The sequence below is a fragment of the Neorhizobium sp. LjRoot104 genome (assembly GCF_964253725.1).
Taxonomy (GTDB): Bacteria; Pseudomonadota; Alphaproteobacteria; order Rhizobiales; family Rhizobiaceae; genus Neorhizobium.
In genome coordinates, this window is sequence record NZ_CAXURS020000003.1 from 97,984 (window position 1) to 115,118 (window position 17,135).

General features: G+C 58.0%; 20 protein-coding genes and 1 pseudogene. 19 read left to right on the forward strand and 2 right to left on the reverse strand.

Annotated elements, in window-relative coordinates; genetic code table 11:
* The first annotated feature begins 122 nt into the window (after positions 1-122).
* The 5 genes from ACSQ8R_RS32165 (at position 123) to ACSQ8R_RS32185 (ending at position 2,805) form a co-directional block, all read left to right on the forward strand.
* On the forward strand, positions 123-617 hold the full coding sequence (locus ACSQ8R_RS32165; RefSeq protein WP_436257432.1) for a DUF3846 domain-containing protein: 495 nt from the start codon (positions 123-125) through the stop codon (positions 615-617).
* Positions 614-1,630, forward strand: a complete 1,017-nt coding sequence (locus ACSQ8R_RS32170) for a hypothetical protein (protein WP_436257433.1) — start codon at positions 614-616, stop codon at positions 1,628-1,630. The genes ACSQ8R_RS32165 and ACSQ8R_RS32170 overlap by 4 nt, the downstream gene beginning before the upstream one ends.
* 28 nt (positions 1,631-1,658) lie before the next feature.
* Complete coding sequence (locus ACSQ8R_RS32175; protein WP_436257434.1) at positions 1,659-2,120, forward strand: hypothetical protein; 462 nt, start codon at positions 1,659-1,661, stop codon at positions 2,118-2,120.
* Between the two features lie 101 nt (positions 2,121-2,221).
* A complete protein-coding gene (locus ACSQ8R_RS32180) occupies positions 2,222-2,452 on the forward strand; it encodes a hypothetical protein (protein ID WP_436257435.1) in 231 nt (76 codons plus the stop codon).
* A 47-nt stretch (positions 2,453-2,499) separates the two neighbouring features.
* Complete coding sequence (locus ACSQ8R_RS32185) at positions 2,500-2,805, forward strand: hypothetical protein (protein ID WP_436257436.1); 306 nt, start codon at positions 2,500-2,502, stop codon at positions 2,803-2,805.
* A gap of 153 nt (positions 2,806-2,958) precedes the next feature.
* Here the strand turns inward: ACSQ8R_RS32185 and ACSQ8R_RS32190 are convergent, their stop codons facing one another.
* Positions 2,959-3,141, reverse strand: coding sequence for a hypothetical protein (locus ACSQ8R_RS32190; RefSeq protein WP_436257437.1), 183 nt, complete (start codon positions 3,139-3,141; stop codon positions 2,959-2,961).
* Positions 3,142-3,351: 210 nt separating this feature from the next.
* Between ACSQ8R_RS32190 and ACSQ8R_RS32195 the strand changes: the two genes are divergently transcribed.
* Genes ACSQ8R_RS32195 through ACSQ8R_RS32205 form a run of 3 tightly spaced genes read left to right on the forward strand, consistent with a single transcriptional unit; the run spans position 3,352 to position 4,352 of the window.
* Positions 3,352-3,591, forward strand: coding sequence for a type II toxin-antitoxin system VapB family antitoxin (locus tag ACSQ8R_RS32195; protein WP_012653071.1), 240 nt, complete (start codon positions 3,352-3,354; stop codon positions 3,589-3,591).
* On the forward strand, positions 3,591-4,025 hold the full coding sequence (locus tag ACSQ8R_RS32200; RefSeq protein ID WP_436257438.1) for a type II toxin-antitoxin system VapC family toxin: 435 nt from the start codon (positions 3,591-3,593) through the stop codon (positions 4,023-4,025). Before ACSQ8R_RS32195 ends, ACSQ8R_RS32200 begins: the two co-directional genes overlap by 1 nt.
* A 27-nt stretch (positions 4,026-4,052) precedes the next feature.
* Entirely contained in the window at positions 4,053-4,352 is a 300-nt protein-coding gene (locus ACSQ8R_RS32205) for a hypothetical protein (RefSeq protein ID WP_436257439.1), read from the forward strand.
* Between the two features lie 23 nt (positions 4,353-4,375).
* Here ACSQ8R_RS32205 and ACSQ8R_RS32210 read toward each other — a convergent pair whose 3' ends face one another.
* Positions 4,376-4,705, reverse strand: a complete 330-nt coding sequence (locus ACSQ8R_RS32210; protein ID WP_436257440.1) for a hypothetical protein — start codon at positions 4,703-4,705, stop codon at positions 4,376-4,378.
* 114 nt (positions 4,706-4,819) lie between these two features.
* On the opposite strand from ACSQ8R_RS32210, the gene ACSQ8R_RS32215 reads away from it, so the two are divergent.
* The 11 genes and pseudogenes from ACSQ8R_RS32215 (at position 4,820) to ACSQ8R_RS32265 (ending at position 16,854) form a co-directional block, all read left to right on the forward strand.
* Positions 4,820-6,409: an RcgA family putative transporter gene (locus tag ACSQ8R_RS32215; protein ID WP_436257441.1), complete on the forward strand. Its 1,590-nt coding sequence runs from the start codon at positions 4,820-4,822 to the stop codon at positions 6,407-6,409.
* Positions 6,399-7,400, forward strand: coding sequence for an alpha/beta fold hydrolase (locus tag ACSQ8R_RS32220; RefSeq protein ID WP_436257442.1), 1,002 nt, complete (start codon positions 6,399-6,401; stop codon positions 7,398-7,400). The genes ACSQ8R_RS32215 and ACSQ8R_RS32220 overlap by 11 nt, the downstream gene beginning before the upstream one ends.
* Before the next feature lie 482 nt (positions 7,401-7,882).
* Entirely contained in the window at positions 7,883-8,080 is a 198-nt protein-coding gene (locus tag ACSQ8R_RS32225; RefSeq protein ID WP_436257443.1) for a hypothetical protein, read from the forward strand.
* A gap of 881 nt (positions 8,081-8,961) precedes the next feature.
* Positions 8,962-10,899 carry a ParB/RepB/Spo0J family partition protein gene (locus ACSQ8R_RS32230; protein ID WP_436257444.1) on the forward strand — a complete coding sequence of 646 codons (1,938 nt, stop codon included), beginning with the start codon at positions 8,962-8,964 and terminating at the stop codon, positions 10,897-10,899.
* Positions 10,900-10,966: 67 nt separating this feature from the next.
* Positions 10,967-11,137: a hypothetical protein gene (locus tag ACSQ8R_RS32235; RefSeq protein WP_436257445.1), complete on the forward strand. Its 171-nt coding sequence runs from the start codon at positions 10,967-10,969 to the stop codon at positions 11,135-11,137.
* A gap of 630 nt (positions 11,138-11,767) precedes the next feature.
* Positions 11,768-13,048, forward strand: a complete 1,281-nt coding sequence (gene repC, locus ACSQ8R_RS32240) for a plasmid replication protein RepC (protein ID WP_436257446.1) — start codon at positions 11,768-11,770, stop codon at positions 13,046-13,048.
* A pseudogene (locus tag ACSQ8R_RS32245) lies at positions 13,045-13,551 on the forward strand (thermonuclease family protein). The gene repC and the pseudogene ACSQ8R_RS32245 overlap by 4 nt, the downstream one beginning before the upstream one ends.
* A 400-nt stretch (positions 13,552-13,951) precedes the next feature.
* Complete coding sequence (locus tag ACSQ8R_RS32250; RefSeq protein ID WP_436257456.1) at positions 13,952-14,287, forward strand: DUF736 family protein; 336 nt, start codon at positions 13,952-13,954, stop codon at positions 14,285-14,287.
* 119 nt (positions 14,288-14,406) lie between these two features.
* Positions 14,407-14,613: a hypothetical protein gene (locus ACSQ8R_RS32255; protein WP_436257447.1), complete on the forward strand. Its 207-nt coding sequence runs from the start codon at positions 14,407-14,409 to the stop codon at positions 14,611-14,613.
* A gap of 69 nt (positions 14,614-14,682) precedes the next feature.
* On the forward strand, positions 14,683-15,747 hold the full coding sequence (locus ACSQ8R_RS32260; RefSeq protein ID WP_436257448.1) for a Fic/DOC family protein: 1,065 nt from the start codon (positions 14,683-14,685) through the stop codon (positions 15,745-15,747).
* Between the two features lie 228 nt (positions 15,748-15,975).
* On the forward strand, positions 15,976-16,854 hold the full coding sequence (locus ACSQ8R_RS32265) for an ArdC family protein (RefSeq protein ID WP_436257449.1): 879 nt from the start codon (positions 15,976-15,978) through the stop codon (positions 16,852-16,854).
* Positions 16,855-17,135 lie beyond the last annotated feature (281 nt).

Consider the following 17,135-nt stretch of genomic DNA (forward strand, 5'->3'; position numbering starts at 1 on the left):
GCCGACCCTTCGTCTTCGCCTTCGGGCGGGCGAACCCCCTCCGTTTTATTCCCTTGCCACCCTCTCTCCCGCTGCTCCGCGCGAACTCGGGAGCAGGAGCGGGGCTCCTGCCCACGAGGGGCATGAGTGACCGCTTCGCGGAAATGGAAGGGCTAGACATGACCAAAACAGCAACCGTTTACTTGCTGGACCCGGAGGCGGGGACCATTCAAACCGTCGAGATCGATGCGCGCAGCGCCTTTGCTCAAACCTATACCTTGATTGGATGCGAACTGGTTCAGGTGGTGCCGTTCGATAGCCACCATGTGCTTGTCATCGATGAGGACGGGTTACAGGACGGACTAACATCCTTCACCATCGCAGATGGATACCCGCAGCCATTGGCCGGGAAAATTGTCCTTGTCGGTGCGCAAAACGGAGAACACTTCACGCCTCTCCAAATCACCATCGAGGACGCCGCCAAACGGTTCACCGTCTGCAAGCCGGTGCTTGATCCGGTTTTTGCGTCAATCGATGAGACGACCATGAAGGGGGTTATCCTTGCCGGTTTTCTGACCGGCCTGCAAACGCGGATCACTCGCACCATGCCCACCGTCATGGCGGGAGTGAAGAAATGAGCATCACCGTTGCATTCTTCGAGCGGGAAGCCGCCGACCGTCATCTAGAAATCGTAGCAGACACCTTCGCCGCCAAGATCGCGGCGAAGGACATCGAGCATAATTTCAGCTGGCTCACCCACTCGCCCGAACGTCGCGCAGACCGCGAACTTGAGGCGCTGGCCCAGCGGCTGAACGATTTTGCCAATTATGCCATGGACCTTTGGACGGAGGCCGCGACCCCTATTCCCGGTCCCGAAATCGAGGCTTTCACGCGACGGCACATTGACGTCACTCGCAAATATTGGGCAGCGGAAAGCCGTTGCGCCAACTGGATGATAACCGGCCCTGCCCGCTTTCCCGTTGCTCGCAACGAAAAGCGCATGCGGGTTTCCGACGCCCGCCGTGCTGATATCGCCGCCCATGCGGAAAATGCCCGCAAAGCAATCAGGCGCAAGGCATACCCGCACGGAGCGGACGGCGAGCCGATCCGCTCCGGCGACCCCGAAGCGTTGCAGCGGATCGCATCGCGCATCGAGGACCTGGCCTTGTCCATCGACAGGATGAAACGCGCCAACGCCATTATTCGCCGGATGGAAAAGGACCATGCCAGCGAAGCCGACATATTGGCTCGCGTGGTGTCGGAGACCGGCTTGCAGGAAGAGCAGGCGGCACGGGGCATCACGATTGCGCCGTGGCAGAGCAGGCGCGGCTTTTGCACCACCAACACCCGCGTCGAGCTTCGCCGCATGCAGCAGCGCCTAGCGCGCCTCGCGGCGATGAAGAAGCGCGGCGACAGGTCGGAGGAAGTCGGGACGGAGGCGGGAGCCGTGGAGGTGAAGGAAAACACCGAAATAGCCCGCATCCAGATGATTTTTCCCGGCAAACCCGACGAGGAAGCCCGCCGCATTCTCAAATCTCATGGCTTCCGTTGGTCGCCCTCGCAAGGCGCGTGGCAGCGTCACCTTAACGAGGCGGGACGCTATGCCGTCAAAACCGTCTTGAGCAAGATCAGCGGCGCTAGCGCCGCTTGATCCTCCCAACCCATCGAGGATTGATGACATGACCGAGCGGATTTTTACCGTCATGGAGTTTTGCAGCAAGGGCGACCCGATGTTCGGCGGCAATGCTGCCGATTGGGGCCTCTATACGACTGAGGACAAGGGGCACGCGTTCATATGTGCAGCCGACGCGCAGCGCCGCGATCTGGTCAAAGCCTATTTCCCGACCGAGAAGGAGGGAAAGGCAGCTGGCGAAGGCGCGAGCCTTAGAAACGGACTGATTTCCGTTCTGCCGGTGCCACATGACGCGCGCATTCCCGTTGCGCAGCTCCGCTGGATCGTCGGAAATATGCATGTTGGCACGAGCGACGAGGATCTGACCGCCGATATCGTCGCCCGTTCGGAAGGTTGGCCGCTAGGCCGGTACGCGGATTACGTGGTGCAGGCTTGCGCCTACGCGCTTGCCAGTCACCGAGCCAATCAGGGCTTTATGCCCACTTCCGGTTCTAGGGGGCAACCATGACGCACTCTGTTTGCAAACGCTGTGGTGGCAGCTTCTGGGAAAGCGAGAAAGGCGCACGGGGGGAAGACCTCTGCGACGAATGCGAGGGAAAGCCTGCGCCAATGCAGGCGACCCGCCGCAGCGTCGAGGTGTTCGATGTTCCGTCCGGTCTTGGCGGGAGCCATACCGTCGAGATCGTCGGAGAACTGCAAGGCGGTCAGGTGCGGTTGCGCGTCTGGTATGGGCGCGCAACCGCGACAGGCTGGGAACCGTGGAAGGATTGGGACGGCTACCGTTTTGACGCCGACCGCGCCGAATTGAAAAACAAGCGGACAATGCCGCTGTTCAAATAACCCTTGGCCGCGCCGAGCGCGCGGCCCTTTCATCAGGAGGACCGACATTGAGCCGATATCCTATCACCGTAAAATCAGACCTTCAGACCGATGAAAGCGCCGTAATCGGTTTTGACCCGCCGTTGCGCACGTTCTTTCTGCAGGCGTTCCCCGACGAGGCGACGGACGCTTGCGCGCTATGGCTTGGCGGCTTTCTTGAAGAGTATCCGAGCCTTGAATCGATCATCGATGCGGCCCGCTCAGAGGGGTATGAAGTTCACGGGCTGACCCATGATGTCATCATAGCCCTGACGAAGGAAGGCGGGACGCCGACGCCGCCCAGCATCGGCGAGCGACTTGGGATCGTTCGCTAACCGAGCAATCGAAGCTGATGTTTAGGGGCCGGTTTTGCCAGACTGGCCCCATACCCGTTTTCGCAGGTCGGACCCGTGCCGCATCGAGCGGCCCAGGTCCGAACGAGGGGAGCCCTTGCCCCTCCCCTCGGGCTCCCCTCCCACCCGGTCTTTTCAGGTCTGGGCCGCGTAGAAGAGAGCAAAATTGACGGCCAGCATGACGACGACCGTGCCGATGAAAGCAAGAAAAAAGAAGCCGATCTTTTTGAGTAGGCTTTGCGGCTGCTTCTTGCGGCTGAACGCAACCACGCCCGCCGCGCCTGCCGAAATGCCGATGATGGCCGGGAGTGACATCATGTCATGGACCTTTCAGATGCTCGCACGACCCCGCTTGTGCGGGAGTCCGTGCTTAATTACGATGTAGTTCAAGACGTTCTTAAAGTTGCACCGCTGAGACGCTGCGAGGCCACGTAACGGGCAACGCGACGATTCCCCCGGAAAGATCTCGAAACCCTTGCGAGCATATGCAATCCGGGATATTATAATATCCTCGAAAGGATATGTATCATGCCGCTCTACATCAAAGATCCGGAAGTCGATACGCTCACTGAAGAGCTAATCCGCTTGACCAAGACATCCAAGGTTGATGCCGTGAAAACAGCGCTTAGGCGAGAGATCGCCAGCCGCAAGGGCAGCTTGCCCATGCGCGAGCGTCTGGCTAAGTCCCTCGCGATGGCGCGGGATGCCGGACCCTTTGCGCCGGGGGATCACAAACGCGAAACCGATGAAATGTGGGGCGAAGACTGATGCTGTTCGTTGACGCTTCCGTGGCCGTTGCGATCCTTGCCGGCGAAGACGATGCGGGCGAGCTAATGCAGCGGCTTGAGCAGCATGACGGCCCCTTTTACGTGTCGGCCGTGGTTCGCATGGAAGCCTCGCTTTCGCTGACGCGGCGCATGGCCGAAGCGACAGGCCGCGACCGGCCTGCGACCCCTGACATGCTCGCGACAGCGCGCAGGATGGTCGATCAGTTCTTTGCCGACCTTGAAGCCAAGGAGGCGATGATTTCCGGCGATGTGGGCTGGAAGGCGCTGGACGCCGCGCAGCAGTTCGGGAAGATCGTCAATCATCCTGCAAAGCTCAATATGGGCGATTGCTTCACGTATGCTTGTGCCAGAGCCTACCGCACCAAGATTGCCTACAAGGGCAACGACTTTGCCGAGACCGATCTTGGCTGGTGACCGTCAATAGCAACGCGCGAGGTGTTCATGTCTGAAGATGTATCGCAGATTTTCTACACATATTCTCCATGCCGATGGGCCGAAGGCGAACGACGCTGGAAAGATGACGACGCAGGCTTTGATATCTTCGACACATATGAACCTGCGAAGGAGGACGCGCTACAGCTCCGAGAAGACATCGTGCGTCAGGGCGAAACTGAGTGGACACCTGTCCAGATCGAGAAGCTTGTCCTCGCCCCCATGAACAGGGAAAATCTGCTGCTTCTTTTCAATTCGGGCTTTGAGGCCGCTGTCATCGACCACGAAGTGTTGGACGTGATCGATTAAGGTCAGCCACGACGAGGGGAATTTCACATCCGGCGTGGAGCTCCGAGGAGCAAATCCATTTCCTTGGGCGTCAAAACATTGCCGGTTTTCAGAATGTAAGCTGCGATATAGGTCAGCTTCTCATTCACCTCGCTCTCACCCTGCGGCCTGTAATGGAGGATTGCTTGTCGGCTTTCCGCTTCTTGCCTCATCAGAGCGTCGTCAGAATGACCGGCGCCTGCCATCGCGTGGAGCGTGGCGATGTGCTGATCAATCAACTCCTCAAGGCATGCCTCAAGGGTCTCCTTGCACACAAGGGCCTTGTGCGTGCGATGATGGAATGAACGTGGATCGGATGACGACATATCTATCATGGCTGAACAACTCACTGATCTATGAGCGTTCAAGCGTAGACCACTGCTTGCGGATGAAGGCACGATACACTACGAAGTTCCACGAAACGAAACGAAATCAGGGCCTGTAAGCCTTTGGAGAAGAACGGAAAGTTTTTCATCGCGCCTCCCAAGGATGGGCGTGACTTCAAGGAACTGTTCAAGGACCTTGCCGCTGCGGGGGCTGGACGTCCGCTGGACAGCGACGGCTTTCCATCGGGTCCGTGGACGCCGGAGCTTCTGGCCGAAGCGATTTCGCAGATAGATTCCAATCATGTCGGCGTCGATTTGCGAACGGTACAGCTCTGGTTTCAGGAGAACGACAAGGGTGTGAGCGCGGCCAACATTCGCTGGCTTGCGAGGGTTTTCGGATGCGCTGATAAGCAAGCGACGAGCGAATGGCAGATGGAGCTCAGCGCGGCTCAATCCCGATTGGTCGCCAAGAGGCGGGATTCCAAAAAAGCAGACAGCCGTCTCAATCGCATTCCTGATGTTCCTCTAGCCGATCTCGAGGCCGTCGAAATCGTCTATGCGGCGCAAGGCGATGCGCAGACCCAAAAGCCGCCCTTCAGTCTCGGCCGAATGTCGGAAGCGGTTTTCACGCGCGGCTCGCCCCTGAATCTGCCCGCCTCGGTCTTCGCCGGCGCGTCGGCTCTCGGGTTCCTGGCCTATATACTCGGCATACACAGCGCGATCTACACCCGGGCCGATGGCATTGTTAAGCAGGTCGGGTTCCTTTGGGCACCCAACTGGACCTTTCTGTTCATGGTCCTCCTGCCCGTGTTTTTCGTGCTGGTCACGGAGCTTCTGGTTTACTGGAAAAACAATGGCCGGATGGTGCTGGCAGGCCATGGTGACAGGATTCGGAGCAACCGCGATTGGGAACATCACCTCAAGGCCTATTCGTACTCCTATTGGGCCGTTTTCGTTATCTGCATTCCCTTCGCGGGTATCTTCCAGTGGATCGCAGTGGATCTGATGCCGCTGCTGAAGGGGAAGGGCGATTACGCGATAAGTTGGGGCACGTTGGCGCTCATTCGCCCTGAGGTGGTCTCGGTGCCAATGTCGATCGTCTTCACAGGGCTCGCCTATCTCTACATGTGCCTCTGCTTCTATCTTCTGTTCGCAGGGCTGATCCTACTCCATACGATCCTGCATGACCTCTGGACGATTGAAGGCGCCACACAGCTTCGGCCTGATGAGTTTCAGCGGGATGCCGGGGCAATTGCCCTGAGAGTGATGGAGGGAATATTCCGGTGCACCACCGTTGGTATTCTGGTCGCCATCTGCATGAAGCTGCAAAGCGCCTACCTTGCCTCGAACGGCAAGGACATCGTGACGTGGCTCGTAAACGATAGCTCTGTTGTCATTGACGGCTATGCCAATGGCCGCAATGGCTTCCACTATAGAATGCCAACGCATTTTAGCAGTTTGCTGGTGGCAATTTCCTCCTGTGTAGGCTTCCTGTTCGGGTCCGTTCGGTTTGCAAGGCGCTTCCACATGCCGCTTTGGCGAATGTCGGCGGTCGTCGCGTTGCTCTTTGCAACCTACATGCTGATCGATGCCTTTGACGGCTTCTCGATCCTCCTTGGTATCGCAACCCTGCTTGCGACATACGCTCTCTTCGATCCGGAGCTCGGGCGGTGGCGCGCAGACGAAATAGAAAGCGATCAACGTGTTTCATAGCTGGCTCGATCGTTGGGATGAGCGGCGCGCGCAGAGCGGTGACGAGGCCAAGAAGACAACGCCTTTCGTGATCGACGCCGATCGCGCCTTTCCCGGCGCGAAGAATACCGCGTCTCTGGAAGAATTTTGTTTGCTTGCAGACAGCGCCGCTTCCGATCCAAGTTTCTTTGAGCGACCGAGCGGGAGCGTTGACGGCTTTGACCGAACAGACGGATGGCTCAAGTTCCCGTCCGACATCGCGACGGACGTTGACGAGAACAATATCGTCTGGGCAAAAATCACGGAAAGCGCGTCCAGCAAAAAGGCATTGGTGATCTTCCATCACTGGAATGCTGACGCCCGCAATGCTCAGATCGCGACGTTGTTTTCAAAGCGCGGCATCACCGTGATCGAGATCGCGATGCCCTATCATTTCGAGCGCAGCCGTCCCGGCTCGCTGTATGCCGACTACATCCTCAGCGCCAATCTCGGGCGAACGCTCCAGTCCATGAGGCAAGCCGTTTTCGACGGACGGAAAATCATTGGCTGGCTGAAAAGCGAAGGCTACCGCGAGATTTCGGTTCTCGGCATGAGCCTGGGCTCTTGGGCCGCAGGATTGATCACGGCGCACGAGCCCGCCGTGTCGAAAGCCTCGCTGTTTCTGACAGCCGGTAGCCTCGCGGATATGGTTTGGACAGGGCGCGCGACACGATCCATTCAAGAGAGCCTTGCGCCCCATATGGAGCTGAACGATCTCAGAAGAGCGTGGGGACCGCTCAATCTGGAGAACTACGCGCAAAACCTAGCGCGACCAGACTTGAGGCTTCACATCGTCCTCGCGAAACGAGACACAGTCGTTTTACCCGATCTCTCAGCCCGATTTATGCAGAGGCTCGAAAGTGTCGGCGCTTCGCCCCACATCCTGGAACTGAACTGCGGGCATTATTCACTCGGTATTCCGCCTTACATCCTGCTGGCTGGCCTAAGCTTGAGCAGGTTCCTGTCGCGCTGATCAGTTCCACAGTCATGCCTGCCGCGCGCACCCGCTGACCGCGTTGAGCGGCCGGCAAGTGCTATGAGGGGAGCCCCCTTCGGCCCCTCCCCTCAAACTCCCCTTCCCCCGCACGATGGACGCCCCGCAAGTGGGTCGGCCTCATTGAGGCTTGTTGGCGTTTCCGGCCGGAGACGTCTTGATGTGTGTCCACCACGCTGCAGCCTGATGGCGAGGAGATCCGCCCTTGCGGTCGGATCGCGATTTGCCGGTTGAAGGCAAAGGGGACGGCCGGGGCTACGAAGGCCGCGTTTAGCGGTCTCTTCTTGGTGGCTGTACGTAATCTAATGCTGCGCACGATACGGCAAGCCCCGCCTTTGCGTGCAACCCCAAGGGGTTCTCCTCCCCGCTTTGCTCCGTTGCGATCGCTGCGCGATGCACTCGGCGGTTCCAGCCGTATTCGAGCTTCGCGATTACGCACAACCACCAAGGAGGATCACCTCATGAAAACGCTCGTAACCTTCTGCCAGAAAACCGGCCGTCGCCTTCGCCAGTTCATCAACCGGCAAATCGCGAAGTTGGCCCATAAGGGCCAACTAAAGTTCTCCATCGCCATCATGCTTCCGCTCCTCGCCAAGGTCGAGTTCACCTATCAGGTCGAGCTCGATAGCAAGGCCGGAAACGCCAACAAGGCTCAATGAGGCAAAGCCGCGCCCTGCGGGGCGCGGCTTACTCATGCCGGCGCGACCTGTACCTCTATATTGACCTATCTAGCCTGACACGTACGTTTGCAGATTATGCAAAAGCAAGTAACTCCGTTTGAAGCCTGGCATCTTAAATAAACTAGTCCTCAAAAATTCCGGTGCGTACCAGATCTCTTACTTCATTGAGCGTCATAATTCTCCTCGATCATTAAGATAGGCGGTGCGTTTTTGCCGGACGAAGTCGGTCCCGGCTTCCGCTTCGCGGCGCAAGCTAAGCCTCCTACGTCTTCCTTTTCCCCGGCAAAAGCGCGTCGAGAATTCCCGCTTTCCCGGCGTGAAGAACGGCCGTCGCTATGCTGAAAGCTCCGATACTCTTCATCGTTCGTTTGGCTCGTCGCGACGAGCAGGCGCCTATCGGCACGCCGAGCGGCGCTCGGCACGGTGCTCTTTCTCATTGCGCTAATCGACGTTGAACCAGATCTGCCCGTGAAGCGGAGCGCCCAACACTCGGAGCGCAGCGGGCAGATCGATCCTGGGAACCGGCTGGCCGGTTCACTTCCAGAATGAGCGTCCGAGAAGCGGACGCACGATTTTTCATACCTGTCCGCTCTTACGACAGGTCGCGTATCGCGCCAATGGGCAAGCGCGCAAGCGCTGTCCCTCGTCTGGAAAAACGGCTTTCACCGCCCAGCCGGCGAACCTTCCGTTTTTCCCTCCTCCGGACCCATGACCCGCTCCACCCCCTGACGGGAGCGGGCTGCGCCCTCCCCCTTCGTTCCGCCGGATGTGGGGGCACATCCTACGGAACGTAGGCAGAGGCTTCGCCCACTAGCGGGGCTTGCTCCCAAGGGAACCGGGAAAACTTTGGAGATTGACCTATGACCGAGATTGTCAGCATTCCGCTTAGCAAGCTTGATACGGACCCGAAAAACGTCCGTAAAACCTACAAGGCCGAGGGCGTCGAAAGCCTCGCAGCGTCCATTCTCGCCAATGGCGTGGTTCAGAATATCGTCGTGCGCAAGGCTTCCAAGGGTCGCTATTTCGTTACGGCGGGCGGTCGTCGGCGGGCTGCGCTCTTGCTCCTTGCCGAGCGCGGCCAGATCGCGGCCGATTATGCCGTGAACGCCATCGTAAAGACCGCCGACGAGGCCACAGAGCTTAGCCTGACCGAGAACGTGCAGCGTGAGGAAATGCACCCTGTGGACCAGTATGTGGCGTTTCAGGTCATGGTCAACGAGGGCAAGGCCATCGCGGATATCGCTGCGCGGTTCGGTGTTACCGAAGTCATCGTTCGTCGCCGTTTGGCCTTGGCGAAGGTCTCGCCGGTCTTGCTGGACCTGTTTCGCCACGACGAAATGACGTTTGAGCAGCTAACCGCCTTCACGGTCTGCGATGATCACGAGCGTCAGGAACAAGTGTGGGAGTCTCTTGATCGCTGGAGCCGCGATGTGTCGCGGATCAAGTCGGCACTGATGACAGACGAAATTGCCGGAAGCGACAAGCGTATCAAGTTCATTGGCGGCCTTGATGTCTATGAGCAGGCAGGAGGCGCGGTGCGCCGTGACCTGTTCGACGCGCAAGGCGGCGGGTTCGCGATCGACGTAATATTGGTTGAAAAGCTGGTCAGCGAGAAGCTGACAGCGGTAGCGGAGCCGTTTTTGTCGCAGGGTTGGAAATTTGTCGAAACCTATATGCAGCGGCCTGACTGGATTTTCGGCGTCCCTCGCGTCTATCCGAAGCAGATCGAGCTTTCCCCTGACGAACAATCGGAACGTTTGCGCCTGTGCGCCGAGCACGATGAACTCGTTGAGCTTATGGACCGTGACGAGGGCGAGGAAAGCCATTCCGAGCGCATCGACGCCATCAGCGCACGACTGGATGAACTGGACGCGATGCAGGAAGTCTTTTCCGACGAGGACAAGGCTAAAAGCGGGGTGGTCGTTTCCTTGGACTATTACGGCAGGGCGGATATTGCCGTTGGCATCCGCAAGCCGGGTGCTGACGAACAGACCGAGCAAGCGGAAACGGAGGATGACGATAGCGGATGCGAGGCTTCCGAAAAGGTTGAGGAAGTCGGCCCGCCGAAGATCGTCCATTCTGCGGTGCTGGTCGAGGACCTGACAGCGCAAAAGACCGCAGCGCTCCGCGTCGAACTTGCCAACAATCCCGATGTTGCTCTGGTCAGCGTCGTTCACGCCATGCTGCTCGATCTCGTTTATCCCGGCACCTATGGCCGTTCACGAGGGATGACCGCATTGCAGATCGCCGTGACGCATGAGCGTCTGCAAGGTTCGATGAAAAGACCGGATGCAAGTCGGGCGACCGAGGAATGGGACCGGATTGCCGAAAACTTCGGGTATCAACTCCCCGGTGAGCCGGAAGACCTATGGAACCATCTTCTCGAAAAGTCGCAGTCGGAGCTTCTCGGACTGCTGGCCTATGCCGCCGCGCACACGCTCAACGCGGTCGAGACGAAACATAGCTTCCGCAAGGACGCATGCGCCCATGCCGACCAGATCGGGCGCACCCTAAATGTTGATATGACCGACTGGTTCGAGACCACAGCCGAAAGCTACTTTTCGAGCCTGAACCGCGCAGGCATTCAGGCGGCGGTGGCGGAAGTGAAAGGCGCTGATTTCGCTTCGCGTATCGCAAGTATGAAGAAGGCCGAGGCGGCGGCCTTTGCCGAAACCGCCATCAAAGGGTCCAACTGGCTTCCGTCGCTGGTGCGGATCGCGCCTGATCAGAAGGCCGAGAAGGAACAGACTGAACCCCGTTCAGAAGATGAGCAACCTTTCCCGATAGCAGCGGAATAGCCGCGCTGCTGTCAGCCGGTCACGTCCTCCAGCGTGACCGGCTCCCCTCACGTCACGAGGCAAAGTCATGTTCGATCACCTACCCGACCCTACCAAAGCAGCGGAATGCTGCTGCCAATTGATTCAAGCGTATCTGTCCGATCCCGAGCACGTGGATTGGAGTGACGTTCAAACGGCAGTTGACACGGCGCTGGAAGCTTTCGATCTTCCGCCCACGTTCTTCGAAGAACAGGTTTAAGCCGTTTGATTCTTGGTTTGTACCGCCCGCCCGTCTTTGGTTCGACACCAGAGGCGGGCGTTCTGTTGTCCGTAAAATTAGTGCAATACGGAGATAAACCCCCCGCTTCTTAGGGGCCGGATCGTCGCGAACCGCGCCCCTCCGTTGAGAGGAGGCCCAGGCCCCCTCCTCTCAAACTCTCCTTCCCACCCGTGGTCAAAAGCCTTCGAAAGGTGCTCTTGATCGAGAAGCTGCGCCAATTTGGTAAGGCATCGGCAAGTTGAGGCGGACGTGAATATGACGATGAACCCGCGATTTGCAGCCTCTGTCGGGGAAATAACGCGAACGATGGCGAATGGAAACTGAACAAGAGCTCAAATCTTGCGCCAAGTTGGATAATCAAGCTATGTATTGCAACTAGCCGGAATCACCTACTGCTCCGGCTCGCACCGTTCTTAATCCAAGTCTGGAGAACACGCAGGCCCAGAAAAGAGAAAACCGCTCCCGAGAAAACCCGGAAGCGGTCTGCAAAAAAACCAAATAATTAAGCAGATTTGTTTTCGCAGACCACCCTTCCCCTGTCAATAAGAAAAGCGCCTTTTCGGGTAACGGCGAAGCTTTGTCTGGTCCCTTGAACAGGAGACAGGACAAATGAGGGAAACCCTCACGAACAAGCGGCTGACTGGCCGCAGAATGACAAAGGAGAGAGCCCAGTTCCGGCGACTGGCACAGTCAACGGAAGTCGGAACGGTTACGCGCGGCCAGTTGGCAGTGTTGTCACAGAGCCTTCCATGCACTGGCCTAATTACCAGTACCGAAAGCCATCTCCTTACAGTGATCATCAATACCGCCCGGGCCGACGCCTTCGACAAGGGCGGGCGACCGATTGTGTTCAAGTCCAACAATCAGCTGGGGTTCGAGATTAACCGCTCGCCTGGGCGGGTCAGCCGTATCCTGTCGAGGTTGTTCGACGCCGGGCTCCTTACCATGCAGGACAGCGCGAATTTCAAGCGCTATCCGATCAGGGACGGCGAAGGTGAAATTTCGGACGCTTGTGGCATCGATTTGCGTGTGCTGATTGCCCGCTACCGTGAGCTCGACGCCCTTGTGCGGCAGAAGCGTGAGGAGAAGCGCGCCAATGACGCCGCAGCGCGCCGCTTCAGGGACGCACTCAGGAGCGCCCGTTACGCGCTGATGAATGCCGCCGATATGACGGGAACGGCACTCGCGAGCCTTGCATCTCGTATCGACCGTATCGCTGCTTTCGTTGGTATCGCCAGCAGAGCGCCCGCGGTTGTTTCGAGACGGGCAGCGCGCCTGTTGGAGTGGCTTGTTGGACGCTCCGTTCAGGCATCAAGGCGTCCTGAGAGCGTGTCTGATCATGATAATATGACATGCACGAATGTCGAAAACGACATGCACAAACAGATTACAAACCCCCACCCCTTTGACTTGAGTAAAGAGGAACGGCGTCCGGCTAAAGCCGGACAACACAATTCATTTAAAGCTGGCTACGCCAGCAAGAGGGCTTTTGAAGAAAGCCTGCCGAGAGGATCCGACCCAGACAATGGGCAATCTCGCCCGCAGCAGGGGATTGTTGCTCTTGATGATGTGTGGAGGGCGGCGCCATCGTTGAAAGACTATTTCATCACCGCGCCACGCAGCTGGTCCGATCTCGCCCGCCTCGCCCCGCAGATTTGCCGTTTGGCGGGTATCTCAGAGGACGCGAGGCTTCGCGCCGTCGATCAAATGGGCCAGCAGGTCGCCGCGATCGCCATCGCGGTTACGTTCGAGAAACATTCTCGCCAAGAAGTCAGCTCGCCCGGAGGATATCTGCGCGCCATGACGGACCGGGCGGCATCCGGTGAGCTTCATCTTTCGCGTTCCGTCTTCGGGCTTGCCGCCCGCAACTCTATGGAGGCTTTAAATTGAGAAAAAACCCCGTTTTTTCGGCTCTTTTGTTCGCTCTCGTGTTTTCACAACCTGCCAGCGCGGCCGACTATTCCGGACAAGCACGCGTGATCGATGGTGACACCTTCAGCATTCGACAGCAGCGGATCAGGATTGCGGCGATTGACGCCTGCGAGCGCTCGCAAAAGGGCTGGAAGAATGGAGCCGAATGGGCGTGTGGTGTCGAGGCTCGCAGCTATCTTTCTCGCCTTATCGACGGGAAGCATGTGACATGCACCATCATCGACGAGGACCAATACCGTCGCCTAGTCGGACAGTGCTTCATCCAGCAAACTGATATCGGCCTTGAAATGGTGAAAGCCGGCCAGGCGCGACTCCTGTTGCAATATCTACCGCGTGGGAACTCAATGCCCCTTGACGCTTACCATCAGGCCTGAGACAGCGCCCGAGGCAGACGTTTGGGCCAGTGGGCGGCTGAGATCGACGCGCCGAGCAATTATCGCCGTTCCAATTCTCATCAGTAGCCCAATGACGATTGGATCTAGAACCGTCGACATCCACTTTTCGTAGCGCCAATTTGGCTATCCCGTAGAGCAAAAAGCCGTTTGTTTTTGGTTGTATGCTTGCGAGAGTTGAATAATATTGGCGCAGGAATATGCGGTTATTGTTGTTGGTCGTACAGGTGATGTTTGGAAAACGCTTTCAGTAGACACCCCTCCATGGCGGTTGCTCTTGATGCCCGTTCGCACAGCGACGCGGTTTGCGCAAAGCTGGCTGTCCACCAAATTTCCCCGCCTTCGGCTTCCTCGCGAAGCAAATTTGGCACCCTTCCAGCCTCCTCCGCTGCGCTTCGGCCTCCGTGCGCACCGCTTTCCGCTGTGCCTTGTGAACGCTCATCGCAACCACCAAAGAGGAGTGACCACCATGAAAAACATCACCAACTACATCCAGTTCAACGGCGACAACATCGAAACCGCAGATGGTACCGGCCTCATCTCCACCATCGAGCGAGACCTCGAAATCACGGTAACGCCTTTTTCTTCCACCAACGAGAGAGCCCCGACGCACCGCGTTTATGCAACATCTCCCGCAGGTCACAAGCTCGACGTGGGCGGCATCTGGAAAAAAGAAAACGGCGAAGGCAGGCGCTACTACACGATCTCGATCAAGCGCATGGGCTTTAACGCCAATCTGGGCCGGTTCCCCGGCCAGGACGACCCGACCCTTCAGGCAATCATCGAGTGGGAACCCCGCGATTGATTGCGCAGAGATGCCCGGCTTATGACCGGGCCTCTCATCCCGAAAAGGCTGAAAATCCGCCAAATAGCTGGATTTTTGGCCCTTTTCGTGTTAGGTTGAACAGTAATGGAGATTTGTCGATGAACATTCATTCTACCCGTCCCGACCGCTCCCCGGAAGCAGTAGCGGCTCGAAAGAAGAGCACCGATCAGGCTCGCGCCATGAACATTCGCCAAGGCTATCAGGGCGACGACGCCCTGCTCGAAGCGGCAACCGCTGCTTACGTTGCCGGCGATCTCACCCGCGAAGAGTATCGCGCCCGCATCTTGCCGCAGCCCAGGGGCTGATCATTTCATTCAAGTCTCAAGAGGCTCAAGGCCGTCTGCTAGCGCAGACGGCTTTTTGTTGGTTTACGCATGGCTGAAGAACACCCCAAGGGTTCCTACACTTATCCCAACACGTCAGACGATCCGGATCGCCAGAACGTGCTTCGTAACAAGTTCGGTATCGAATCCAAATCGGAGCTTCGCACGGTCGAGTACCGTGCAACGCAGGACCGAATTTCGGAAATCCTTGAGGGTGATGGTCCGAAGAGGAACTTTGATGCCGCTCATCTCAAGGCGATCCACGGGCACATATTCCAAGATGTGTACGAATGGGCCGGTCATACCCGGAACGAAAGCCCGGTGGTTGACGGAGCTCGTGTCGAGCCGATTGGCGGCCTTTCAAAAGGCGGAACGTCTTTCCTACATGGCGCGCGTATAGACATGGGTCTGAATGAGGCGCTGAAGCCGATCAGCGATCCGCAGGCCCTACGAGCCGCCAGCAGGGAAGAATTCGTTGAGCGGGCCGCAAAAACGCTGGCAGAACTGAACTACGTGCATCCATTTCGCGAAGGCAACGGAAGGACCCAGGAAACCTTCATCACGGAGCTGGGCCGGCATTACGGTCACGACATCGATATGAGCGTGATCAGCAAAACCCGTATGATTGAAGCGTCCATTGCCACCACAAATGACCCTGCCAGCCCTGCCCTGAAGCACGTCATCGAGGATGCGATAGACCCCAACCGCCGCGAGGCGCTGCGTGGTGCTTTTGTGGATCTGGAACAGGTCGGCGAGAAGCCCTTCGAGCATTATGTTCGGACTGCCCGCCCGGGCGAAGAGATCGAGGGCCAGGTGTTCGGTCATGACAACCGCGTTGCAACCCTTGTGACCGAGAACGGCATTATCGCTGTCGATCGCGCCGACCTTCCGGAGCGGATTCCGGCCGACGACGAAGAGGTGAAGTTCACCGCCCGATCTGACTTCAGAACCTTGGGGCGGCCGGAGCAGGAGGCCCAAGCGCAGCCTCAGAGCGTCGAGCAAAAGGCTGAACAAGCGCCGCAGCCGTCAAATCACAACGCAGAGCTCAAGGCCGTCGAAGCGCAGCATCTGGCAACCCGTCAGCAGCAGAACGACCGGGACGACCGGGATCGTTAGCCGGGCTTCCTACCCGTTGCAGTACCCGCAACCGCAGCGCCGTTAGCGGTCCCTGCTCCCTTGTGTTTGCCGTCTCCCGTTTCGTTGGGTGATTGACGGACAAGCTACGATAGCCCCTCCCCCATTCAACCGCTTCGCGGTCCTCCTCTCCGTTGCGGCCCTCCGGGTGCATGGGCTCGTCTCGGCTATCTCCGTTTTTTGCCGTCAACCAACGAAACGGAGGCGGCTATGCAGAGCAAGGACACCTACCAGCGCATCACGGATGCCATCATCGAGCAGCTGGAAGCAGGAACGAAGCCCTGGATCCGCCCTTGGCGCGGAACTGTTCGCCGCTCGCCGGTACCGCAACGCGCCACCGGCGAAGCCTATCGCGGCATCAACGTGATCATGCTGTGGCTTTCCAGCCAGCTCGCCGGCTACGACGAGAACACCTGGATGACCTACCGGCAGGCTCAGGATCTTGGAGGCCAGGTCAGAAAGGGCGAACAGGGAACCCTCGTCGTCAAATACGGGACCTTCACTCCGAAGGAGCACGAAGCCGACGACAAGAGCATCCCGTACCTGAAGGGCTACACCGTCTTCAACGTCGAGCAGATCGATGGCCTACCCGACCGGTTCAAAAGCCCGGTTGAAGACATTCCGGAAGGCCCCATGTCGCTCCTCAGGCATGTCGAAGACTTTATCGGTCGAACCGGCGCGAAGATTACCTACGGCGGCAAGCACGCCTGCTATCGTCCATGTCCCGACGACATAGAGATGCCCGCGCGTGAACGCTTCCTAAGCGAAGTCCATCTTTACAGCACTGTTCTGCACGAACTCGGTCACTGGACCGGCGCAAAACAACGTTTGGATCGCGATCTTTCCGGCCGGTTCGGCACTGAAACCTATGCCGTGGAGGAGCTTGTTGCGGAAATGTCGGCGGCCTTCGTATGCGCAGACCTTGGCGTTGAGCACGATCCACGCGAGAACACCGCGACCTATCTGGAAAGCTGGCTCTCCGTTCTCAAGCAGGATAAGCGGGCGATCGTCACAGCCGCCGCCAGGGCTCAGGCTGTGGCGGATTATCTCCATGGCCTTCAAGGCGCAATGGATATCGAGGCGGCCTAGCGTCCCCTCTAACACCAAGGCAGTCGTTGCGACGAGGTTCGAAACGGAGGCAATATGCCTCTGTTTCATACCGATTCTCTCCAACTCGGAGACCGTCAGATGATAAGGAGGATTCTCAAAGCAATCCGTTGTCAGCTGACAATTGAATTAACTCTATGAAATGTCACATGAAATTAAGCGGCCGTAAATGGTTAATTTCCGTTAACCAAAAACTGCTTGACGGTTATGCGGTCTATGAGATCATTTGCGCAAATCGAAGAGAATTGTCAGGTTTACCGTGA